Source organism: Ningiella ruwaisensis (assembly GCF_004798935.1).
Classification (GTDB): domain Bacteria; phylum Pseudomonadota; class Gammaproteobacteria; order Enterobacterales; family Alteromonadaceae; genus Glaciecola; species Glaciecola ruwaisensis.
Genome location: NZ_RAHT01000002.1, coordinates 442,236 through 465,333, shown reverse-complemented (window position 1 = coordinate 465,333; position 23,098 = coordinate 442,236). Strand labels below are relative to the sequence as shown.

General features: G+C 42.7%; 22 protein-coding genes and 1 riboswitch. Of the genes, 10 read left to right on the top strand and 12 right to left on the bottom strand.

Annotated features, from left to right (window positions below):
* Positions 1-175 precede the first annotated feature (175 nt).
* Complete coding sequence (locus D6V41_RS05460) at positions 176-766, bottom strand: DUF502 domain-containing protein (RefSeq protein WP_136250462.1); 591 nt, start codon at positions 764-766, stop codon at positions 176-178.
* Positions 767-1,045: 279 nt separating this feature from the next.
* On the opposite strand from D6V41_RS05460, the gene D6V41_RS05455 reads away from it, so the two are divergent.
* Together D6V41_RS05455 and D6V41_RS05450 are read left to right on the top strand one after the other, a co-directional pair.
* A complete protein-coding gene (locus D6V41_RS05455) occupies positions 1,046-1,261 on the top strand; it encodes an addiction module protein (RefSeq protein WP_136250461.1) in 216 nt (71 codons plus the stop codon).
* A 5-nt stretch (positions 1,262-1,266) separates the two neighbouring features.
* Positions 1,267-1,563: a type II toxin-antitoxin system RelE/ParE family toxin gene (locus D6V41_RS05450; protein WP_136250460.1), complete on the top strand. Its 297-nt coding sequence runs from the start codon at positions 1,267-1,269 to the stop codon at positions 1,561-1,563.
* A gap of 204 nt (positions 1,564-1,767) precedes the next feature.
* Here D6V41_RS05450 and D6V41_RS05445 read toward each other — a convergent pair whose 3' ends face one another.
* The gene (locus tag D6V41_RS05445; protein WP_136250459.1) at positions 1,768-2,334 is read right to left on the bottom strand and encodes a BON domain-containing protein; all 567 of its coding nucleotides are present in this window, start codon (positions 2,332-2,334) and stop codon (positions 1,768-1,770) included.
* A gap of 143 nt (positions 2,335-2,477) precedes the next feature.
* Positions 2,478-4,112, bottom strand: coding sequence for a diacylglycerol kinase family protein (locus tag D6V41_RS05440; RefSeq protein WP_136250458.1), 1,635 nt, complete (start codon positions 4,110-4,112; stop codon positions 2,478-2,480).
* A gap of 316 nt (positions 4,113-4,428) precedes the next feature.
* Between D6V41_RS05440 and D6V41_RS05435 the strand changes: the two genes are divergently transcribed.
* The gene (locus D6V41_RS05435) at positions 4,429-5,994 is read left to right on the top strand and encodes a SulP family inorganic anion transporter (protein ID WP_136250457.1); all 1,566 of its coding nucleotides are present in this window, start codon (positions 4,429-4,431) and stop codon (positions 5,992-5,994) included.
* Between the two features lie 140 nt (positions 5,995-6,134).
* On the opposite strand, the gene D6V41_RS05430 is transcribed toward D6V41_RS05435, so the two are convergent.
* Positions 6,135-6,773, bottom strand: coding sequence for a thiol:disulfide interchange protein DsbA/DsbL (locus tag D6V41_RS05430; RefSeq protein ID WP_136250456.1), 639 nt, complete (start codon positions 6,771-6,773; stop codon positions 6,135-6,137).
* Between the two features lie 123 nt (positions 6,774-6,896).
* A complete protein-coding gene (locus D6V41_RS05425; RefSeq protein ID WP_136250455.1) occupies positions 6,897-8,840 on the bottom strand; it encodes a TonB-dependent receptor plug domain-containing protein in 1,944 nt (647 codons plus the stop codon).
* 85 nt (positions 8,841-8,925) lie between these two features.
* Positions 8,926-9,201: riboswitch (cobalamin riboswitch) on the bottom strand.
* 215 nt (positions 9,202-9,416) lie between these two features.
* Here D6V41_RS05425 and D6V41_RS05420 point away from each other — a divergent pair.
* Both D6V41_RS05420 and D6V41_RS05415 read left to right on the top strand, forming a co-directional pair.
* Positions 9,417-9,980 carry an acyloxyacyl hydrolase gene (locus D6V41_RS05420; protein ID WP_136250454.1) on the top strand — a complete coding sequence of 188 codons (564 nt, stop codon included), beginning with the start codon at positions 9,417-9,419 and terminating at the stop codon, positions 9,978-9,980.
* A gap of 49 nt (positions 9,981-10,029) precedes the next feature.
* Positions 10,030-10,881 (top strand): hypothetical protein, encoded by an 852-nt coding sequence (locus D6V41_RS05415; protein WP_136250453.1) that lies wholly within the window; start codon positions 10,030-10,032, stop codon positions 10,879-10,881.
* 52 nt (positions 10,882-10,933) lie between these two features.
* Here D6V41_RS05415 and D6V41_RS05410 read toward each other — a convergent pair whose 3' ends face one another.
* Positions 10,934-11,920, bottom strand: a complete 987-nt coding sequence (locus tag D6V41_RS05410) for a serine/threonine protein kinase (RefSeq protein ID WP_136250452.1) — start codon at positions 11,918-11,920, stop codon at positions 10,934-10,936.
* Entirely contained in the window at positions 11,913-13,352 is a 1,440-nt protein-coding gene (gene ccoG / locus D6V41_RS05405; protein ID WP_136250651.1) for a cytochrome c oxidase accessory protein CcoG, read from the bottom strand. The genes D6V41_RS05410 and ccoG overlap by 8 nt, the downstream gene beginning before the upstream one ends.
* Before the next feature lie 275 nt (positions 13,353-13,627).
* Between ccoG and D6V41_RS05400 the strand changes: the two genes are divergently transcribed.
* Entirely contained in the window at positions 13,628-13,993 is a 366-nt protein-coding gene (locus D6V41_RS05400; RefSeq protein ID WP_136250451.1) for a hypothetical protein, read from the top strand.
* Positions 13,994-14,156: 163 nt separating this feature from the next.
* Positions 14,157-14,720 (top strand): DUF3016 domain-containing protein, encoded by a 564-nt coding sequence (locus D6V41_RS05395; RefSeq protein WP_136250450.1) that lies wholly within the window; start codon positions 14,157-14,159, stop codon positions 14,718-14,720.
* A 111-nt stretch (positions 14,721-14,831) separates the two neighbouring features.
* Here the strand turns inward: D6V41_RS05395 and D6V41_RS05390 are convergent, their stop codons facing one another.
* On the bottom strand, positions 14,832-15,761 hold the full coding sequence (locus tag D6V41_RS05390; RefSeq protein ID WP_136250449.1) for a GGDEF domain-containing protein: 930 nt from the start codon (positions 15,759-15,761) through the stop codon (positions 14,832-14,834).
* 218 nt (positions 15,762-15,979) lie between these two features.
* Here D6V41_RS05390 and D6V41_RS05385 point away from each other — a divergent pair, with 218 nt between their 5' ends.
* Complete coding sequence (locus D6V41_RS05385) at positions 15,980-16,519, top strand: GNAT family N-acetyltransferase (RefSeq protein ID WP_136250448.1); 540 nt, start codon at positions 15,980-15,982, stop codon at positions 16,517-16,519.
* Positions 16,520-16,539: 20 nt separating this feature from the next.
* Here the strand turns inward: D6V41_RS05385 and D6V41_RS05380 are convergent, their stop codons facing one another.
* A complete protein-coding gene (locus D6V41_RS05380) occupies positions 16,540-17,463 on the bottom strand; it encodes a M14 family metallopeptidase (RefSeq protein WP_136250447.1) in 924 nt (307 codons plus the stop codon).
* A gap of 48 nt (positions 17,464-17,511) precedes the next feature.
* On the bottom strand, positions 17,512-17,979 hold the full coding sequence (locus D6V41_RS05375; protein ID WP_241664431.1) for an Lrp/AsnC family transcriptional regulator: 468 nt from the start codon (positions 17,977-17,979) through the stop codon (positions 17,512-17,514).
* A gap of 108 nt (positions 17,980-18,087) precedes the next feature.
* Between D6V41_RS05375 and D6V41_RS05370 the strand changes: the two genes are divergently transcribed.
* A complete protein-coding gene (locus D6V41_RS05370) occupies positions 18,088-19,380 on the top strand; it encodes a methionine gamma-lyase (RefSeq protein WP_136250446.1) in 1,293 nt (430 codons plus the stop codon).
* Positions 19,381-19,459: 79 nt separating this feature from the next.
* Here the strand turns inward: D6V41_RS05370 and D6V41_RS05365 are convergent, their stop codons facing one another.
* Complete coding sequence (locus tag D6V41_RS05365; protein ID WP_136250445.1) at positions 19,460-21,220, bottom strand: acyl-CoA dehydrogenase family protein; 1,761 nt, start codon at positions 21,218-21,220, stop codon at positions 19,460-19,462.
* A 141-nt stretch (positions 21,221-21,361) separates the two neighbouring features.
* Positions 21,362-21,901, bottom strand: a complete 540-nt coding sequence (locus D6V41_RS05360) for a hypothetical protein (RefSeq protein ID WP_136250444.1) — start codon at positions 21,899-21,901, stop codon at positions 21,362-21,364.
* Positions 21,902-22,037: 136 nt separating this feature from the next.
* On the opposite strand from D6V41_RS05360, the gene D6V41_RS05355 reads away from it, so the two are divergent.
* Positions 22,038-23,096, top strand: a complete 1,059-nt coding sequence (locus tag D6V41_RS05355; RefSeq protein WP_136250443.1) for an efflux RND transporter periplasmic adaptor subunit — start codon at positions 22,038-22,040, stop codon at positions 23,094-23,096.
* Positions 23,097-23,098: the final 2 nt, after the last annotated feature.

The window sequence follows — 23,098 nt, the reverse complement described above, 5'->3', positions numbered from 1 at the left end:
AGGTTCTCACTTTAAAATTAATGATAAAAACAAAGAGCAATTGTGAGGCCAGAATTAAGCCGCTTAAATTAAAGGTAAGCTATTGTTTTAAATGAAAAAGTATTTCGTTAATGCTTTGCAAATATGAAATATTTGCAAAAAATTGTAAGGTCTTCTGCATGTTTAATTGAGTAAATTACTCGAGTAAATCACTTTTTGGCGCTTCTAATGAATTGCCGCCCGTAATGGCAAGACGCATGGCGGTTTCAACGTCAATATCCAGTTCACTCACCTTTGATTTTGGTACATAAACCGTATAACCGCCTATTTGATAACTCAAGGGCATATACACTGGAATCTTGTCTTGATTGGGAAATACACGTTGTGCAATTTTCTCATTGGTGATGAATCCAATTACATGCATATCAGGCGCTATTTCAACTGACACCGGTCTCTTTTCACCTTCGTTTTTACTGACTTGAAAAAGCGCCACTGCATCTCTTATCGCACCATAGAGCGTTTTAATTAGTGGCAAGCGCTCAAAAAACCGATTACCGTATCCAAGTAAAGACTTTACAACATATGCGTTGACTGCAATTCCCACAGCGGCCAGAAATATCAAAGTGCTTAGAATTCCGAGCCCCGGAAAGTAAAAAGCGTGGCTAAAGTAAGGGGCGACGAGCGATTCAACGCTGATTGTCAGCCAGTGAAGCAAATACAAGGTTAGCCCTATAGGTAAAACGGTGAGCAAGCCTTTAAAAATCAGCATTAAAATGCGGTTTAACATGAAAATTCCAGCGATATAAGAAGAACAGGTGTCTATTGTAGAGCCTATCGATAATTGCGCAAAACATTCATTCAGCAAAGATCAATAAGTGCGCATGAAGTTAAAATCGACATCTCGTATTTGAAGTCGAACTACTTTTATTTTTATTAAACAATTTCTGGCAGACAAGCGGCTTAATCGCTCACCATTAGATGGTGAATTGCTATGCATGTAAATGTTTTACTCTTGATTCTATAAACTGCTAAACTAATCACCGTGAAATTGTTTGGAGATAGCTATATGTCGGAAGCTTTTAAAAACCTTATGGATAGCATTGACCAAATGAGCACCAAAGAGAAAGCTCTCGCTGCTCATTGTTTATTGTCAGCAATGGACGGATGTGCTGATGATAACGTTGAACAAGAGTGGTTATCATTGGCAGAAAAACGAAGCAACGAATTGGAAAGCGGTAAAGTTAGTTCAATAACGTGGGACCAAATCAAACAAAAGTTATAAGCTACATGCATGAATTACTATTTCATCCAGATACCACAGAAGAAATAAAATCGTCCTTTGATTGGTATCAAGAACAGGTGAAAGGTCTTGGATATGAGTTCATACAAGAGCTAGACGAGGCATTCAATTCTATTCACTCTTTGCCGCTAACTTGGCCTAAAATGGGACAATATCACAGGCGCTTTATTTTAAGTCGATTTCCATACTCTGTTATTTATAAGAACGTAGAGAAAAAAACAATTTACGTTGTTGCCATCATGCATAACCACCGTAAGCCAGGGTACTGGAATGATCGCAAGTAACAAAACGATTAAGACTGATTTTCCCGAAGAGCGCGTGAAAACAATCTATCACACATATTAACCCCAGCCAAATTTGGTAATGCTCAGCCTCGACTCTGCAAGATAACAGCTTAAAATAAACAAGCCGGGGAATTCCCGGCTTGTTTTCACTACCTTTTAAACCGTTTGATTACATCCTGCAATCAAACTAACGAACCATTAATACTAGTTCATTTTAGATTTGACGCTAATTTCCGATTTCACGTCTTTTACATCGTCCGTGTTCTGTGCAATTGTCATTGCTAAATCTTTCGCTGCATCTGAATCAACTGTACCGCGCAGCATTACAATCTGATCCTCTACACTTACGTCAATATCGGTGCCGCTGACTTCTGAGTCAAACAACAATCGCGACTTGATAACAGTTGCAATTTTTGCGTCAGTAAAGCCACTCATTACATCTGAGTCTTCTTCATCTTCGTTCATCACGGTCAGTTGATTTTCAACGCTTTTCACGCCATCAATGCCAAGAAGAAGTTCCGAAGCTAGCTCTTTATCAACTTCATTATCAACTTTACCCGTTAATATCACTACACCGTCTTTGACGTCAGTATTGATATCAAAGGAGTCAAGGTTGCCATTAAATAACAGCGTTGCTTCAGCTTTTCCGTCAATCCATGCATCTTTTGCATAACCATCCCAATCTGAATCTTTTTCCATTTCGGGATTAGCGTTTGCCATCGACGTAGTTAATGCAAGGGCTAAAGCAGTAGATAATATTGTGCGTTTCATATATTTCTCCTTTACTTTTTTATGTTTCATTCTTGTTTAGCTAAAAGTATGCCAAATATAAGTATTTGAATTTATTGTGTTAAAAACGCTATCACTAAAATGTTCATGTAGCTTTTACCTGAAAAAGGAAGGCTTTACTCAATCTATTCAAAATGGATATCTTCTGCGATAAACACTTTCAGAGCCTGTGGCTCAACTTTAATGGTAATTTGATCGGCTTCTCGCAATTCACCATCAAGGACATACTTCAACGGATGCTTTGCCGAAAGTTTAATTTTGCTGACTCGTTCATGACGCAAATCTTCGCTATTTTCCAAGTCTAGTTTTCCACTACTTAAGGCTTGTGCAGCCAATTTGGTAACTGGCTCTGAACGCGAATAATCTGTATTGATAATCGTAACGTCGAGCAAACCATCGCTCGGATTAGGTTGTCCTTTGCCTTGTGCAAACAGCGTAGTGGCAGGTGCCGCATTTGCCACTAAGATACTGCTGGCCGAAATCTTTTCCGCTTTGTTGCCATCGAACGAAACGCTGTATTCTTCACAGTCATTTTGCTGCAATGCTTCAAATAACGATTGAAGGTAAGCCAATTCACCTAATTCATTTTTTTTATCTCGGTCTGCACCTTCTACCATTTTTTGTTCAATACCCACACCTGCAGCAAGCAGCATAGTGTCCTGATTGCATTTCGCCGCATCAATGGTCATCGTTTTACCTTCTGTAATGATCTTAAGTGCTGTCGACACCGGAATAATTTTTGATTTACCCCCGTAAAACACGTGAGCCAACGCATTGGTTGTGCCTGCTGGAATAATACCCAGGCTAATATCTTTATTGAGTAATCGACTGGCGATAGCATTGACCGTGCCGTCTCCACCACAGGCAAATACGCAGCATTTACCAGACAAATCTATATTGCTTACTTGCTCTGCAATGCTAGGTGATGCCTTGGTTTCATAGACTTCCAATTGATATTTCTGGCCTAAATGTTCAGTAATTTGATCTTTTGCTACATTCCAGGTACCACCACCAGCAACTGGATTTGCAACAATCAATGCTTTTTGCTTTAGATTAAGCGCTCCCTCATCCTGCAAGGATTTGAGTTTTTTGTATTGGTAGTTGTTTAATCTGGCGGTTCCTCGAATGCTGTTGATCTTTTCCAGCGCTTCATCAATATCCTTTGCTCGCCCTGATGCAATTAAATACGCTGCCATAATGAGCACTGATCGTCCGCGACCTAAGGCGCAATGCACAACCACGTTTCGGTCCGATTGCAACTGGTTGCCTATCCAGTTAATGGCTTTAAGCAGGTCTTTTTCTTTTGGCACCTGATGGTCCAAAATTGGAATATTTAAATACGCCAGATTCTTATCATCTGCACTCCAGTTCATGCCTGAGAACTCAGCAGTAGCATCCAGAATTGCTTTTACTTTCAAGCGCTGAAGTTCTTCAATATCTGAAGGAAATAGTCGACACGCTAAAAACAATCCGTCTTCAATTTTCTGAATAGCCGGAACCGTATCGTTTTTTCGTTGCCAGGAATTGTATATCTGAGCGCCTAACAAGAAGGGGATAAATAGCCAGTGTGCGTAAAAAGGAATATTTCCTCTATCGTTTTTCCTAAATATCCAAGGAGATTGACTGACATAGGCAAAAGAAACCGCGCCTAAAGAAAGTGAAACCCACGCCAAAAGAACGGAGAAATACCAGTTTGGCACATAAAACGCAGCAATAGCGCATAAAACTGATAGCAAGATGTAATACTTAATAATAAACACGAGTCTTGAGTCCTTTTTTACTTGTTATCAACAGCAGGTCTGAAGAAAGCCTGAATGTTTTTATTTGCGGTATTTATTGCAGGTCTTGCAAGTCTCGCTCCAAGTAAAAATCAAATTAATTACATAAAAATCATATAGATATTCAGTTAGTCGGTATCAATTGTGAGCTTTTTAAGAAGGATAGTGGCCGAGATGAGAAACTTTTACACACAAAGCTCACATAAACCCTCATTACTTGTATTAACATACTGTTAAAAGATTTTGCGTCCTGATTCTGCTAGACTCGCGCGCATCTTAAAAACAAGACAGAGAAAATATGTTTAATATTATCAATGGCACAGAGGGCAACATTAAAAACGATGTGCTTTCAGGAATTACCGTTGCTCTAGCCTTGGTGCCTGAAGCGGTTGCCTTTGCTTTTGTGGCAGGTGTTGAGCCTATGGTAGGCCTCTACGCGGCCTTTATGATGGGTCTTATTACCTCTGCCATTGGCGGACGTCCCGGCATGATTTCAGGCGCTACCGGTGCAATGGCAGTCGTAATGGTGGCACTTGTTGCGCAGTATGGCGTGCAGTATTTATTTGCAGCGGTAGTATTGGCTGGCGTGTTGCAAATACTTGCAGGCGTTTTTCGGTTAGGTAAATTTATTCGCCTGGTGCCGTATCCTGTCATGCTCGGATTTGTGAACGGCTTGGCAATCGTTATATTTTTAGCTCAATTGGGCCAATTTAAAGTTACCAATAGCTTTGGTGAGCTTACCTGGATGAGCGGCAGCATGCTTTACTGGATGCTGGGTTTGGTTTTGCTTACGATGGCCATCATTTATTTGCTGCCTAAATTAACCAAAGCGGTGCCAGCATCCCTCGTCGCCATCGTTACGGTAACCTTGCTTGTACACGGCTTGGATTTAGAAGCGCGCACCGTAATTGATTTTGTTAGGGATATGGTTCCAGAAACCGAAAAAGCGACGGTAACATTGGCCGGTGAATTACCATCTTTCGCGATCCCCATGGTGCCTTTCACGCTTGAAACGCTTTACATCATTCTGCCAACTGCCGTTATTCTCTGCTTGGTTGGATTAATCGAATCGCTACTCACCCTAAGCCTGATAGACGAAATGACTGACACTCGTGGTCGCGGAAACAAAGAGTGTGTGGGGCAGGGTGTTGCCAATACCGTTAATGGTTTTTTTGGTGGAATGGGCGGTTGTGCCATGATTGGTCAGAGCATGATCAACATTAACTCAGGCGGACGCGGAAGATTGTCTGGTATCACAGCGGCAATGGTGCTGCTTGGATTTATTCTGTTTGCAGCTCCTCTGATTGAAATGATCCCGCTTGCTGCGCTTGTTGGCGTAATGTTTGTGGTTGTGATTGGGACCTTTGAATGGGCCAGTTTTAGAATAATCCGCGGCGTAAATAAAGAAGATGCCTTTGTGCTTTTCCTCGTTACGGCGATTACCGTTATTGCGGATTTGGCTATAGCGGTGGTTGTGGGTGTTATCGTATCAGCGCTTGTGTTTGCATGGAAGCATGCCACTCATATTGCTGCTCGCACTCATACCGATGAAGATGGTTGGAAAGTTTATGATTTAGATGGCCCACTGTTTTTCGGCTCTGTTAGCCACTTTAAGGACATTTTTGACCCGCAAAATGATCCGGAAGACGTTGTTATTGACTTTAAAGATTCAAGAATTTGGGATTCTTCGGGCGTTGATGCACTCGATAGCTTGGCGGATAAATATAAAGAACAGGGAAAAACACTGCATATTCGCCATATTAGCAATGATTGTCGCGTTCTGCTGAAAAAGGCAGGTGAGTATGTCGAAATCAACGTAAATGAGGATCCGCGATACAAAATTGCCTCTGATGAACTAGGCTAAATTACCAAGCCTAAGAAATCAAAGCCAAGAAATTAAAGTTCAAAACTAAAGCTCAGCACCAGGTCTCTTATCCAGCGTTACTTGAGCATAAAAAAAACGGACAGGTCAATACACACTGTCCGTTTTTTCTTTCTGTTTGCTTATTTTTGCTCAGCCAGCCATGCGATAAGATCAACAATTTCATCCATCGTTTGCACACTGCCTAAATTGACTTGATATTTACCGTTGACAATAAAGTTTGGAACACCGCTCAAATGTTCGCGATATTCACTCACAGCGTTGTTATTTCGAGCTACAAGGCTATTGACACTAAAACTTTTCGCCTGCTTGTCAAAATCCTCAGCTTCTACACCATTGACGATAAACACTTTTCGTAGATCGTCTAAACCGGTCACCGTTGCTCGCTGTTCATGAATGTAGTTGAAAATAGCGCCTGCAAGTTGATCTTGCTTCTTGAGACTTTTTCCAATCATCATTGCTTTTGTTGCAGCATCCTGAACATCGGCTCCTGCAAAGCGCATGAAATTGACGTGAACTTTCTCAAACTTTACCCCTTCAGGTAACGCTTTTTTGATTTCAGGTACAACGGCCTCAAAGCGATAACATGCTGGGCACCAAAACGAAAAAAATTCTTTCACTTCAGGTTTTGCTGTGGCTTCTTCTGCAATCACTTCATAATGCTTACCTTCTTCCCACTGCATAACCTGAGCGAATGCATGAGCAGATAAACCAAGCGCCATAAGTGAGGCGAAAGTCATAGCGACCAAATACTTCTTCATTTTTAAGTTCCTTAACTAACGAGCCTTTAAGAGTTAATTTTTACACATAAGTTCATAAAAAGCATAGCATAAGCTTTAACCCAAGTAGATACCAGAATACTCGCTTATGCACACAGGTGATTCCTACCAGTCGTATCTTGCCCTGGCAAATATTCGCCGAGATTCTCCGCTAAAACCCACCACATCTTCATATTCGGTGTCTAGCGCATTGCTTACACGCAACGAAAAGGTCCATTGCATATTTGGTTTATATCGGTAGTTTGCGCTCAAAAGCCAGTAATTATCGAGATTAATTATTTGTGCGGCCTGCGGGAAAGGTGGGAAAAAGCGGTCTTTTCTTTCTCCTGTATAATCTGCCTGCAGGTATATTTGGTGCGTGGCAGTAATATTGTAGCTCAGCCACATTGAACCGCTGTGGCGCGCGCGTCTCAATTCGGTACTCGCTTGGCCTTCAGCGTTTTGCTCCGTTGCATCTAAATAGGCATATGAAAGCGCCCAATCAACATCCCCTGTGCTTAAGCTCATTTCCAATTCAATACCTTCCCGTTCGCTATCGTTCAATGCATTTAGAGCAGTAAACAGGCCGCTTTCTGGATCAAACTCAAAACCCAGTATTTCATCTTCCAGAATAGCCTGATACCAGGAAACCTGAATACTCCCTGATCTTAATTGCGCCCTTAACCCGGCCTCAAATGAGGTGGATGACTCTGGCGATAGCTCAGCATTGCCTAAAAAAGTGCCGGGGAAAAAGCCAAACCGTTCGGTAAAAGAAGGGTTTTTCACAGCTTTACCAACGCTAGTAAAAGTGTTGATATGCGAACTAAAACTATAATTAATCCCAAAGCGATAGCTACTTGCGTTATCAAAAATTTCGTTGTTGTCGTAGCGATAGCTTGCATTTAAGGCAAGTTGCTCAGTAAGTTGCTGTGCACTATCGGCTATAAACGAAAGACTTGTGTTGCTTTGATTTTGGTTAGGATCGCCAAAGCTTACTGGTCCGCTTTGGGAAAATTGCTCATCAACCCCCTCAAGGCCAAGGTTGAAGTGGCCATTAGAAAAGCCAAAGTGATGATAATAGATCATTCGCCATTTTTCACCGCTTGTGCTGCCGGTAAAACTATCATTGGCAAAATTGTCGTTGCTTTGCTGCGAATATTGAAATGATAGATTCTGAGACCAGAGAAAAGGAGCGTTTGCCTGATTTTGTTTTACTAAATTAAGATACCAATCCAAGCCAAAAGAAAGTTGTTCGCCACGACTGATGTTGTTGGCATCTGCAATTAAACCGCTACTAAAATCCGTCTCGTCAAAATCGCTTTTATAGTCAACGATACGCATGTTAGTACTTACTCGGTTATCAGGCGAGAAAGCATAATTAAGCTTTGCGAAAACACTGGCGTTTCGATAGCCATCTGCTTCATCGCCTTCACGCGCAATGTTTTCACCATCGGTATCAATAAGGTTTGCGCTTAGACTATAGGACAGTTTTTGTTGCGTGTTTGACATGCCAGCACTTATTTGGGTGCTCGCTGCGCTCCCTACGCTTCCCTCAAGGAAGGCATTGTTTTTATTTGCAGTTTTACTGGTAATACTGATGATGCCGCCGACAGCGGCGCTCCCCCATACGGCGCTTTGCGGACCCCTGAGAATTTCTACGCGTTCAATATTTGCCAGTAGAATGTGTGATAAATCGATTAAACCGCCTTGTCCCAAGTCGTTAATTTCGACCCCGTCTATTAGCACTAATACGTGATTGGATTCTGACCCTCGAAGTCTAAGCTCACTGAGCGTACCTAAGGGGCCCGATTTTGAAATGTTCACCGATGGAATGCTACGCAATAATTCGCTTAAGCTAATCGCGCCAGATGCTTTAATTTGCGCCTCATCAATGACGCTTATGGCACCGGCAACTTGATAGTGAGGTAATGCTGTTCTTGAACCGCTAATACTAATAATCTCGGTATCAACACTATTGTTTAGATTGGCGTATCCGCTTGATTGCAGAAAAATGGAACCTAGCGCCGCTGCTTTTGCCAAAAGCAGAGCGTTTTTGTTATTAAAAGTCATGATAATCCTTGTGATTGCTCCCGCCGAGCAAACTGACAATTTAAAGCCCCTTTCTTTTTCTCTGTATTTACAACAGGGTATAAAGAAGAGGCTCGCTTACAAGGCCGGTATCCGGACTCTTAACATTCATGCAAAACCTTCCCACGATCTTGACGCATTTAAAAAAGTCACAGCTGACTCAACGCGCGTAAGATCACAGTGGATGACCTATTGATTATTTTTACAATATATCTGCTGAACTGGCATTTCTGCCTGTTAATTACCGTTGCGGGGGCAGTACAGGTTTTTCACCTGTTTCCCGTTTACCTTTTGCTGACTGTTCATAACACTCAACAAAAGCACCTTGATGCTGCGCAATATAAAAGAATGCCTTAACAATTACAACGACAACGTTTTATCGCAAAGAATGACATTTGCAATACTTTCACAAGTTTAGGCTTAAATTTCATAGTATGACTGATTCTCGAAAAGAATGAGAAGCATAAGTTTCTGAAAAATATAAGTTATCTATATTCAGCCTTAGGAATATGTTTTGCTTATCGAAGACTAGTATCAGTTTTCTAACAAAGGACGCACATGCATAACTATAGATGCTTCAGCCACATCCTCATTTCTCTCACTTTGTTAATGGGTAGTCACAACCTTTATGCTCAGGACAGTCATCATAGGCAGGCTGTTTCTATTGACTATTTGGACGGTTCATCCAATCTTCAGGGAACGAGACTAGCCTACCGACCCTATACGACTGACGTTTTTGAAATTCCAATCATTGGACAATCCCGCCTGTATTGGGAGGCAAGTGTGAATTTTTGGAAAACAGAGAACAATTTTTTTGACGATGCGTCATGGGCGCTCGCGCTCTCTCCTGTATTTGTAAAAAAATTAACGGATATTGACCAGCGCTATCCGCTTTTTCTCGAATTTGGAATAGGCGTAAGTTATGTGCACGATGAGAAATTTGCCGGACGGGATATCGGTTCAAACTATCAGTTTGAAGATCGCATTGGCTTTATTTTAGGTCTGGATAAAGAGAATCGAAATCAAGTTTTTATTCGATACATGCATTATTCAAATGGCGGATTCAATACGAAAAACCCGGGCTTGGATTTTTTAAGTCTAGGCTATTCTTATCATTTTTGAGTGTTTCGCGATAAGCGACAAGCACAAGCAGCCAACAGAGAGGAAAGGTATGAGCGCTAAAATCAAGGACACAAGTCAATTACCTGACGAAGGCATATTTAAAGATATAAACGCCACGTTTCACGAGCAGTATGCTGTGATGAAAGAAAAGATTAAAAAGCGACTAATGACAGGTGAAGTGCTCATTATCATCAAAATGGATAGTAGACTAATCGCAAAATGTGGAGAAAAAGAGCATAGTTACGAAATAAATGGTCGCTATTATCATCACTTAAAAGCGCTAGCTCATCTTCCCATGGCCTGCTATTTCGCTTTAACGCAAAATCGGGCGGGCCAGGTCAAGTCGGCAGTTGACCTTTGGTCAAAGCAGGTTTTGGAGTTTATCGATAAGGGCTTACAAGCGCAGTTGCAAGAAGCGACCGCGAAATTTCTGGAAGAAAATGATAACAGCGATACGATTTGTCACAATTCGTTTTTAACCTACACGCGCTGCCTTGAGCCAATATTTGCGCGACTTCTATCCCTAAGTGCAGATGACGAAGTTGAGCGCCTGGTAAGTAGTTTGGATACCATTGATGCAACCTACAACAAAGCAAGTTCAGATATCTTCCTTATTGTGTTTGGCGCGCATCAACCGCGTTATAAAGAGCTTGCCAAGATGGTGTTTCGAAAGTGGTTTAGTGAACGCAACGATCATTTAATTGATTTAGAGCATCATGTTCGTTACAGCGAAACAGGACAATCCATTGATGATGCAATTGATTTGGTTGTAACGGCTGCAGCGGATAAGGAAATTGCTCAGATGTTTTTAGGTGACGCTAAGGGGCTGAATCAGGATGTGCTTGGCATTGTTGCTAAAGACGCTATAGCGCGATACTGGGAGAATAAATCTTCTGAATGAGCCGCTTGGACTGAATCAAATTGAGTGATAGATACCGTCATTCTGGCGTGCATCAATACCCAAGTTTTAAGACGGGCTCATTTAATGCGGCATACTGTTCTTTAAGCGCCAGGATTTGCCCTTCCCAATATTTATCTTCTCCAAACCAGGGAAATGCTTGGGGGAAGGCAGGATCTTGCCAGCGCACCGCTAACCATGCCATATAATGTACCATGCGCATTGCGCGCAAAGGTTCAATAAGGTGAAAAGAGGCGTAGTCAATATCATGAAATTCTTCGTAGGCTGAGATTAGCGTATCTAATTGAATGAGCTGTTGCTGTCTGTCGCCGCTTAACATCATCCATAAATCTTGAATGGCTGGACCATTTCTACAGTCATCAAAATCGACAAACATAGGCCCATCGCGCCAAAGTATATTTCCGGGATGCACATCACCATGTAATCTTATTTCATGCTCTAGCCTGGAGACCGCTTCGTTATAGCAGTGGCTGGTGCGGGTGATAAGCTGTTCAATAATCGTAAAAAAAGCCGTCTGCAAATGATGGGGAACAATATTGTAGGTTTTAAGTGTATTTAAGGGCTCTACTAAGTGAGTGTTTAAACTAAAAGCAGGACGATGTGTAAATGCTCTGGTGTGCGCCAGACGATGCATTTTACCGATACTTCTGCCTACCCATTCAAGCTGGTCCAGGTTATCCACTTCAAATTGTCGTCCACCGACCGATGGAAATAACGCAAAGCGATACTCATCCAGACTATGCAGGGAATTACCCTTGAAACTAAGTGGCGCAACAACTGGGATATCTTCATCTCTTAACAGTTGACTAAACTCGTGCTCTTCCAGAATTTGCTCATTGCTCCATCGCTTGGGGCGATAAAACTTGACTACAAAGCGCTGATTGTCCTCGTCTGTAAACTGGTAAACACGATTCTCATAGCTATTTAGGGCAAGCAAGCCTGAGGCGACACGCACTCCCAAGCTTTCTATCCCATCGAGAATCAGTTCGGGACTTAATTTAGTGAAATGAAATTCAGACACCGGTAAAAATAAACGTACTGGGTTCTTCGGTTTCCACTACATCTCCTTTTTCGTCAGCTGTGCTGACATGGAAATAGATTTTTTGCGTGCCTATTTCCAGATTTTCTGGCGCGGTTGCAACGCTAACGGGCAGGGTAAATACTTCACCGCCAGCAACATCCACGATCTCGTTGCCTATAAATCTGGCACCAACTAAACCTTTTACCTGAATAGCATAGCTTCGATCAATCTGGGATTTATTTAAAATTTTAAGGGTATACACATTTTCAATAAGGCCCTCGTTTGTCTCTCTAAACAAGGTGTTTCGGTCGCGGATGATATCAACTTCAAGCGGAACGCGCGTTGCGATATCCGCAATTAAAAGCCCGACCATTACGCAAAGTACCACCGCATACCCTAGCAACTTGGAGCGAAATATGTGCGTTTTTCCACCCTTAAGTTCATGTTCGGAGGTAAAGCTAATGAGATTTTTTTCATAGCCCATTTTCTCCATCACGCCGTTACAAGCGTCTACGCATGCGCCACAGTTGATACACTCGTATTGAAGACCGTTTCGAATATCTATGCCGGTGGGACAAACCTGCACACACAGGTTACAGTCAATACAATCGCCCAAGCCTTTCGCCTGAACCTGTTCAGGTGTCATTTTGCGGGTGCGTGGGCCGCGTTTTTCACCTCGCTGCGCATTATAGGCAACAGTATAGGTATCTTTGTCAAACATGGCTGACTGAAAACGCGCATAAGGACACATGTGCGTGCACATTATTTCTCGCATATAACCTGCATTGGCGTAAGTACAGAAGGTGAAAAAGAGCACCCAAAAACTCAACCAAAAACCGGCGTCGAAGGTGAAAAAGTTGACAAAAAGCGCATCAATTGGCGTGAAATAACCAACAAAGGTTAAAGCAGTAAGCAGGGCCACGCCCACCCAAGCAACATGTTTAGCAGTTTTACGTAAGAACTTGTCGGCGTCCATTTTCCGTTGATCCAGCTTCATACGCTTGTTTCGAGGACCCTCTATTTTTTCTTCAAACCAAATATAGATGAAGGTCCAAGTGGTTTGTGGACACATAAAGCCACACCATACGCGGCCTGCGAAGGTGGTAACAAAAAACAGTGCAAATGCACTTACAATAAGAATATAGGCAAGTATTGTCAGGTCTTGAGGCCAGAGCGTCATGGCAAAGAAGTTAAAACGCTGCTCTGCGATATCGAGTAATACAGCTTGCTGACCGTTATAGTTGAGCCAGGGAATAAGCGCGAATGCACCCAAAAAGATTAAACCGAAAAAACGTCGGATATTTTCAAAGGTGCCTTGAACTGCCCTTACATAAATTCGATTACGTGCCGAGTAATTGGGCTTGGTTAGCGCCTCGCTAGGCTTTTGAATTTTGACGGGCGTTACATCTTTCACGCGAATTTTTTCATTCATGCCCTTTGGCTCCAAACTAGACATACACATTGTCACCTGAAATTTGCGGGTTATTAAGATCATCAGACCCTAAGAAACAAACACGCTTGAGAATTACAGTATACCAAGATCAGTCACGCATTTCTTAATAGAGATCAATAAAGTATTCAACAGTGTCTATTTTTGCTGAAAAATTCAATTCAGAGGTATGGTTGTTTATACCCAAATAAGCATTTCTTCTTCAGTTTATAGCGTTATACTAAAATCAGATAAATTTTTAAGGTATGTATAAACATATGTGGCGTTGGATCGTTGCGATTGTAAGTGTTATTTGTTTAGCTCTATTACTCACAACAGACACATCAAAAACTTTTTTTGCAGGAGTGGGTGGAACTATTAACGGTTGGTATGATTCCTTAGCGAATGTGCCAGAGCGAAGACAACTCACACGACTACAAACTCGATTTTTACATAACAATATGTCGCTAAAGCCTCATCAAACAGACTATGTTTACGAGGTGACAAGCTCGCTTCAAAGCGTTAGAACCTTTTACGACTTATACTGTGTAAAAGGCGATAAAAACCCGTATTTGTTTGGTAACAATCTCATGAAGTTCTGCTCAGACATCGCGCAAGAACAAATCATTTCTGCCAATAAATAAATTCATCTGTTTTTCAATTGCTTTCATGCATGCGCCTATTTTAATACCACATGAACTTTTGCAGCTCCCTCACGTCTAATCTACAATTATTAAAGCAATGCTGGCTACTCGGGTTTGTTTGTCCGGGTAATTTAGCAAAGCTTATTTCACTGTGGAGGATGATATGAAATCCAAGCTGATCCCTTTAATTGGTATTGTTGCTTTGTCAAACGTAGCGTTTTCGGCCTTGGCGGGTGAAGACGATAAAAGCGACATACAGACGATTGAACAAAGTAGTGAAAAGTTAAATATTGCTTTTGTTGCACCAAAAAAATATACGGATATCAGGCCAAGTAATCAGACACGCTCAAAATTTAGAGAGCATGTGACAGATAGCTTTTATGAAATGTTCGATGATTTGGCGCAAACGCTCCCTGATGGACAAACTCTTGATGTTACCGTGACTGATATTGATTTGGCTGGAGACACCCGCAGTCCCAGAATTCCGATCAATATGTTACATAACGATATTCGCGTGTTGGAAGATATTTATTTTCCGCGTGTTAAGTTTAGTTATCAATTAAAAGACGCTTCAGGCGCGGTTCTTATGTCGGACGACGTTGAGCTTAAAGATATGAATTATTTAGACCGGGCAGGTTTTGTTCGACACCGATATGCGTTCCCTTATGAGCATCAAATGATTGAAGAGTGGTTTGACAAAACGTTTACGCAACAATCTCAAAGCTAGTAAAAGCTCGTTTTATATAAGATAAGCCCCCAGGAATTCAATTCCTGGGGGCTTTTATGTGAGCGAAGCGAAAAGAGGTAAGTTAGACGCTTAATTGCGCAACTTACTCTATCACACGGAAGCCAGTGCTTTTCGTTTTGCTCTCACAGTCGGCTTGTACACCGAATATTGATGCTTGCCTTTTTTCTTAGACGCAAAGGCTGCTTTGTCAGCAAAGCCAACTAGCGCTTTGTAATTCAGTTCAGGGCTCACTGTGCTTCCTTCTATTGCCACTATACCGATAGCAGTAGCAATATTGAGTTTATGGCCATTGATGGCATGCTGAATATTTAAAGCATCAAGTATTTTTTTCGCTTTTTTAACTGCGTCTAATTCGTAGGATTTAGGTAAAAGTAAACCAAATTCATCGCCGCCCAGTCGACCAAAGGTGTCCGTATCCCGTATGTTTTCCTCCACCGTGCGAACAAAGGTCTTAAGATACTCATCCCCGGTGTTGTGCCCATATTTATCATTGATCTCTTTAAATTTATCTAAATCAAAGTACATAAAGGCAAGTGCTTCATTTTGTCGACGAGCAGCCGCTAACGCTTGCTTTGCCCTGTCACTGAATAAATAGCGATTTGTTGCACCAGTGAGCGTGTCGTAGTGTGCAAGCCGCTTCAAGCGAATGTCTTTTTTAAAGTCACGCTTAAGGGTACTGAGCAGATATTTCAGTATTTGTGGCGTTAGCGCATGCGTGGGAAACGCATCAAGCGTAAAATGGCGGTAGCCACTAACGTCAAAGCTATCGAATGAATCAGACAGTATTAGAATAGGGCAAGGGAGCTCCTTAGCTGAGTAAAACTTTGATAACTGGCGGCGCAGCGCGGGAAACTGCTCTTGTGTGACGATAATAAACGCCGATGTAAAACTGGATTCCTCAACCTCGAGTTCGTATCCTCTCTCAAGGCAGATAATGTTATCGATTTGACTGGTCAACCTTAGCGCGGCGGTTAACCAATCGCGCTCTTTAGCGCTTTCGTTAATCAAGAAGATTTTCATAACGTCGCTCTTATTTGTCGTTGAACACGCCGTTCCGTCGACCTTATGTTATTATTATTTGCTGTTATGTTATACGTTATTTTTAATAACAAGATTATAGTACAAAAAATAAGCACAAAAAGTAAAGCGTTTATTTTATGTGCTCTGGCAAGTTAATAAGTACCCACACATAGTAAAAATTTAAAGTGAATGACTTTATCTCAGGAAAAAATGTAAATATGTCACAACATCCACTTTCGTTGATTTGTAAAAAAGTTGACTATACTCATTCGCAGCAAACGGCAGAGCTTCTCGATTTACTTCAGGCTTATGCACTTGACCCAATGGGAGGCGCCAAGGCGATCCCCGATGATGTCCTGCAGTCTTTGCCAAGTGCGCTTCAAAAGCGCTCTTTTATGTTCTCCATTATTGTTTATTTGACTTCGGATGACGCTAATACCGTTAGAACAGAAGCTAAGCAAAACCTGATACCTATTGCTTTTGCAAATTGTATTGAGAGCTTTTCTACGTTTAAAGCAAAAGCGGTGATTAACATTCATGATTTTGCTGTTTTAGAGGCTTACAGAGGCAAAGGCGTTAGTAAAGCATTAATTCGCGCGATTGAAGAAGAAGCAAGGCAACGCAACGCCTGCAAACTTACTTTGGAAGTATTAAGCAAAAATGACAGTGCGAAAAACGCCTATAAAAAAGCTGGGTTCGAAGCTTACGAACTGGATCCCGCTTCAGGTCAGGCGCTTTTCTGGGAAAAGCCGCTTTAATTTGCTCGTACGCATTTTACTTAACGTGATTGCATCGCGCGAATAAACTTCAGGCCGCCCGTAATCGCCGCGACTTGCGCCCGATTACATTGCTCTGGCGTGGCTCGCGGGCTGTCAGGATAGACCTCGGTTGTGGTGACAAACCTTGCCTGAGTAAAACCACCACATAAATACAAGCTAGCTTTATCATATTCAATGACACCAGGCTGAAGCATTTTACTGCCAATAAGCTTTCCATTTGCGTCTGGCTCGGCTATGTGTGTAACTTGCTCAACACTTTCAATAACCGCACCTTGAAAATCAAGCTCAAGACGCCTTGAATCGGCAACGGTGTAAAAGCCATCAGGAATGTCCCATTTGTCTTGCTCTATACCATCTCGTGCGGCAAGTGCTGGTCTAAACTCGCTATTGTCGGTATCGGTAGTCTCATGCAAATCAAAATGTGCAACAAGAGTAGACTGATACTTAGCCATGAAATTCATGATTGCATTGGCTTCTGGTGATGGGCCATCCGATTTAAAAGAACGGTTCGGATCAACTGCCTGTGGATTCCATCGGTTTATTGTTTCATAAGCCCATGGGTTAATGCAGGGAGCAACGATGAAGTTGAAAGCATCTGAATAATTACTTGCCTGGGTTTGAGCGAACAACAAAGCACCTTGCACTCCGCTCGTTTCATATCCGTGCACACCGCCAGTAATGAGCACGCTTGGCTTATCATTTCGCCAATTCTTCGATTTTAGTGCATACAAAGGATAGCGCGCGGTATTTTGGGGCAGTGCGCCATAATGAATGAGATCAAATCTGTCTTCTAGCGATAGCACTTTTGAGATGACTTCATCTCGATAGCTTCGCTTAATGCCTTGCTGCCTTCGCCATTGCTGTATTTCAGACTCTTTCCAGGCCTTGCCTGGCGTGCCTACGGGGTAGGGTTGATACGTCATATTTAACCTCATTTTTTAAAGCGTATTTATTCTTGTTCTTTATTTGTTTTACGGCAAGCTGGTTTCATGCTTTACCGTACCATATGCAAAACTGGTATCAATATGTGAAATATAACCTATAGGATGCAGATGCTTGCGGACAAATTCTTCGTAATGATGCAAATCGCGCACAACTACCTTTAACAAATAGTCAGAAGGCCCGGTCATCACAAAGCATTCCAGGACATTTGGCGCGTTCTTTATGGCTTCTTCGAACTTATTTACGACCTCTGTACTGTGTCTTTCCAATTGAACGCGAACAAATACTGTGATGGGCAGGCCGTAAGCTTCAGTGTCAACTTCGGCGGTGTATCCCTTAATGATGCCAGATGCTTCCAGCTGTTTTACCCGGCGTAAACAGGGGCTTGGTGACAAATTGACTCTTTCTGCCAGCTCTTGATTGGTGATCCTGCCGTTTCGCTGCAGCTCACGAATGATTTTTCTATCAATATTATCCATTTTCGGAATGTTTAGCATAATCTGCCAATATCTTTGTATATGTTGGTATATTTAGCAAGCACATTTTATAAATTGAGGCGTAAAGTAACACAATCTACAGATGTATCAAAGTATGGGAAGTAAGCTATGTCATCAAATCGTTCAAAGGTTGCATCTAACTCAACCAATGCGCCAACATCTTACGGTTTTGCTACTCAGGCCATTCATTTTGGCTATAACGCACAAGATGAGAATGGAGCCCTTAATCCCCCTTTGCATTTAAGCTCTACATTTACTTTTGATTCGGCAGAAAGCGGCGCCGAGCTTTTCTCGGGCGATAAAGCGGGCCATTTTTATTCACGCATATCCAATCCCACGCTCGAAATATTGGAAAAACGTATTGCTCAACTGGAAGGAGCACAAGCAGCACTAGCAACCGCCTCAGGTATGGGCGCGATTACCTCAACCTTATGGACCCTTTTAAAAGCAGGCGATACGCTTTTGGCAGATAAAACCTTGTATGGTTGCACCTATGCATTTATGCAGCATGGTCTAAGTAAATTTGGTGTGAAGATAAAGTATGTTGATATGAGCGACAAATCTGCTCTGGAACAGGCAATGCAGTGCAGGCCCTCAGTTGTGTATTTTGAAACTCCCGCAAATCCAAACATGCGTTTAGTCGATATAAAGGCTGTTTGTAAGCTTGCAAAAGCTCATCAAGCGATTACTGTAGTAGATAATACTTACGCGACGCCTTACCTCACGCAGCCAATCGCGCTAGGTGCGGATATTGTTATTCATTCTGCTACTAAATACCTTGGTGGTCATGGCGACCTGATTGCCGGCATCGTTGTTGGCTCAAACAACTTGATGCAGCAAATTCGCATGGAAGGTTTAAAAGACATGACTGGAGCCAGCATGTCGGCGTTTACAGCTATGTTGATTATGCGCGGACTTAAAACACTTGAGCTAAGAATGGACCGACACTGTCAATCGGCTCAAATTATCGCTCAACATTTACAAGAACATCCTCAAGTTGTCGATGTTTACTATCCAGGCTTGCCCAGACACGCTCAGCATGCGCTTGCAGCAAAGCAAATGAAACACTTTGGCGGGATGATCGCATTTGAAATTCATGGCGGCGTGGAGGCAGGTAAGCAAATGATGGATGCATTAAATCTTGTTCAACGGGCGGTTTCGTTAGGAGATGCGGAAAGTTTAATTCAGCATCCAGCGAGCATGACGCATTCTGCCTATACGCCAGAGGAGCGAGTTTCTCACGGCATATCAGACGGTTTGATTCGATTGTCGGTGGGTCTTGAGAACGTTGAGGATATCTGGAGTGACTTGAGTCAAGCTCTGGACTTTGTCTCACGCCTGAATGCCAAGGCCCGTGCCAACAAGGCAAATTCAGCGACGAATAGAAAACAGGTGGCATAGGCCACCTGTTGAAACCACTATTTATGTATTGCGCTTTTACATCTGCTCAGAAGTATTAACAGGCATATCTTAAATACCTTCAAGCATAATCAAATTCATTATCGCTAGGCGCTAGCAAATCATCTGCACTTTGATGCACTACGGCTTTATGCACGTCTTTTCGTGGCAGTAATCGTTTTATATAAAACGCACAGGTTTTTTGCTTGCCCTGTGAAATAAAATCATTGCTTGAGCCTTTAGCTGCGCTTGCCATGTCTAACCATAAAATCCCCAAAATCACGTAAGAGGCATAGTGTAAATAGTCAGTTGCGGCGCCCGCTATATCTTCAGGTGCTTTCCCTAGTAAGCCTTTTGATACTTCTTCAAACTCATTGAGGAGTTCACGGGCTTGCGATTGTTTGTCACCATCTTTTATGTCTGCAATTCGCGACCCCAGTAATTCACAGGTGGCCTCAAGCATTTGACCGCCATCGCGGGTGAGCTTGCGCCCAATAAGATCTGCCGCTTGAATCCCATTTGTACCCTCATAAAGTTGGGCAATTCTGGTATCTCTGACTAACTGCTCCATGCCCCACTCACGCACGTATCCATGTCCGCCGTAAACCTGAATCCCCAGATTGGTCACTTCTGTTGCAATATCGGTCATAAAGCCTTTGCAAATTGGGGTTAAAAAGGCAATGACTTGCTGTGCTTTGTTGTGCGTATCTCCTTGCGTATACTTCTCGACATCCATTTGCTGAGCATAAAGCAGGCTTAGCGCACGCAAACCTTCGGTAAATGCTTTTTGGGTGAGCAACATCTTTCGAACATCAGGTTGATGCATAAGCGAATCGGCCTTTGCATCTGGCTGTTTAGGACCACTCGGAGACCGAGATTGCAATCGCTCTCGTGCGTAACTTAAGGCGCCTTGGAATGACGCTTCGCAACTTCCCAAGCCCTGCAATCCAACCTGAAAGCGCGCGTCATTCATCATTGTAAACATGCATGCCAAGCCTTTATTCGCTTCTCCTACTAACCAGCCTTGAGCACCATCATAATTCATTACGCAAGTCGGACTTGCTTTTATCCCCATTTTCTTTTCAATGCTGCCCACGCTAAGCTTATTCGCTTCGCCGGGTTCACCGGATTCATTTAATAGGAACTTGGGCACTAAAAACAGACTAATACCTTTTACACCTGCCGGAGCATCGGGCAAACGGGCAAGAACAAGGTGAATAATGTTGCTGGTCCAGTCCTGGTCGCCTCCGGTGATAAAAATTTTATTGCCAGTAATCGAGTATGAACCATCCGCATTGGGTTCAGCTTTTGTGTTCAATAAAGCTAAGTCCGTTCCCGCGTGAGGCTCGGTAAGGTTCATCGTACCGGTCCATTCGCCACTTATCAGCTTTGCCAGATACTTATCTTTTAATTCCTGTGTAGCGTGTTTGTTAACAGCTAAAACAGCACTTTCAGTCAGCATGGTGGTAAGACGCCAGCTCAAGTTCGCGGAGTTAAGCATTTCGTGAACTGGCACGGCAGCTGAATAAGGCAAATCCTGCCCCTCATATTCTGGATTGCCCAGCATCGCATTCCAGCCATTGGCGATATACTCCTGATAAGCTTGCGCGAAGCCATCAGGCGTTTTTACCTGTCCGTCAATCAGTTTACAGCCTTGTTCATCACCTTCCCGATTGAGCGGAGCGACAACTTCCTCGGCAAACTTTGCGCCTTGATTCAGTATTTCAAGCACCAAGTCGCTATCCATGCCTTCAGCGCCAATAGATGCATAGTGCTCGTTAATGTGCAGCCATTCCTCAAGCAAAAACTGAAAGTCAGCAATTGGGGCTTTATATTGCGGCATAATAATTCTCCTCATCATTTATGCTTGTATTTTACGCGAAAGCGCTGAAATCGCTCAATCATTAGTATTTATTGGATCTATTCAAGAGATCTTGCGGATACTCGTTCAGTGAAAATTAGGCACAACTACTGCACTTGATGCTTAATTTTGTCTGCCACTTGCCACGTATGCATCTCGCATCGAAGTAAAATGATCCGGCTTTTGCCATTGATTAAGTTCAATGTCGAAGGGGTAAATAAATTCAAGGCTCTCCACTTCTTTGGGTTGCCAGGGCGGTGCAGGAATATCTGTCTCACTGCCATCAAAGCCAGCAGCGTCATTGGGTAAAGAACATGCAAATAAAATCGTTCCGTTTTTTTGCGTACTGAGTTTTTTACCCACTTCAACGTTCAAGCCTGTTTGTTCCCACATCGCTTGATGTGCTTTGCACTGACTAGAAATATTTAAATCAGGTTTTTCAGCCGACATTGAAATTTTTTCGGAATAGGGCAGGTCGTATAAACCGGAAGGACGCTTTATGACGAGTAACTGTTTGCCTATTCGTGTAATACAAGCTGCCTCCTGTTGATAAGTCAGACTTGAGACCGCTGCCCTGCATGCAGGTGCGGCATACTGTTGTTTTTGACAAGCTATTACAAAGAATAAATTAAACAAAAGTAGTAAAAGAACACGCAGTTTCAATCCACTTATCCTATAATGTGTTTACTGTTGCCGATCATCATTCAAGATAGATTACCGTTGTCTATCGTTAAACGCCACGACAAATACATTAATTCATCACATACGAATTACGAATTTTGGCGCTTGTAGGAGAAGTATGTCTAAGTTTATTAAATTCTCGCCACTTTTTGTTGGCGTACTCGCCCTTGTTGGATTTTTAATTTATATCAATTTGCCTCAAGGTGAAAAGCAGGCGGGTGGACCAAGAGGGTCAGGGCAAACGCCTGTTGTGGTAACTGCCGCTGAAAATCAGGCATTTCCGGTGATTGTAGAAGCTCTGGGTACTGCTGTGGCAAATGAGTCGGTAAACATCACAGCTCAACAGGCAGAAACAGTATTTAATATTAATTTTGACGATGGCGATATCGTTGAAGCAAACCAAATACTTGTTGAGTTGAACAATCGTGCAGAGCTTGCCAGATTAAGCGAGCTGGAAATTAACATCGCAGAAGCGAACCGACAACTTACACGGATAAAAAATCTTGCCAATCAAAGCGCAGCGTCCGAGCAGTTACTGGACGAGCAGGAAGCTCGGGTTAAAGCCCTTAAAGCGCAGCGCGATGTGGCTGAAGCTGACTTAAACGAACTTGTGATACGCGCTCCTTTTGGTGGCCGTTTGGGTACCAGAATGGTGAGCGTAGGATCGCTCGTGCGCCCGGGTGATCTTATTACGACTCTCGATGATTTAAGTGTTGTAAAAGTCGATTTTAGTGTATCTGAGGTGCATCTTGCCAGTGTAGCAAAAGGACAAACTATTTATGCCTCTTCAGTGGCGTATCCGGGCGAGCAATTTACCGGAAAAATTACCAATATTGATTCACGAATCGATCCAGTCACCCGTTCTGTTCAAGTTCGCGCTCAAATTCCCAATCCTGATTATAAAATGCGTCCGGGTATGCTCTTGCAAATTAACCTCGAAAAGCGCGTGTTAGATGCCTTGGTTATTCCTGAATCGGCGCTTGTTCCAGAAGGCGATTCCCAATTTGTATTTGTGGTAAACGGCGAAGAAAAAGCGATTAAGACGGAAGTTCAGGTGGGGGAACGTAAACCTGGATTGGTACAAATACTGGCAGGGCTCCAAGCCGGAGAAAAGGTTATTACAGAGGGTACTTTGCGCGTGCGCGACGGATCTTCCGTTCGCATTCTTGACATGTAGGA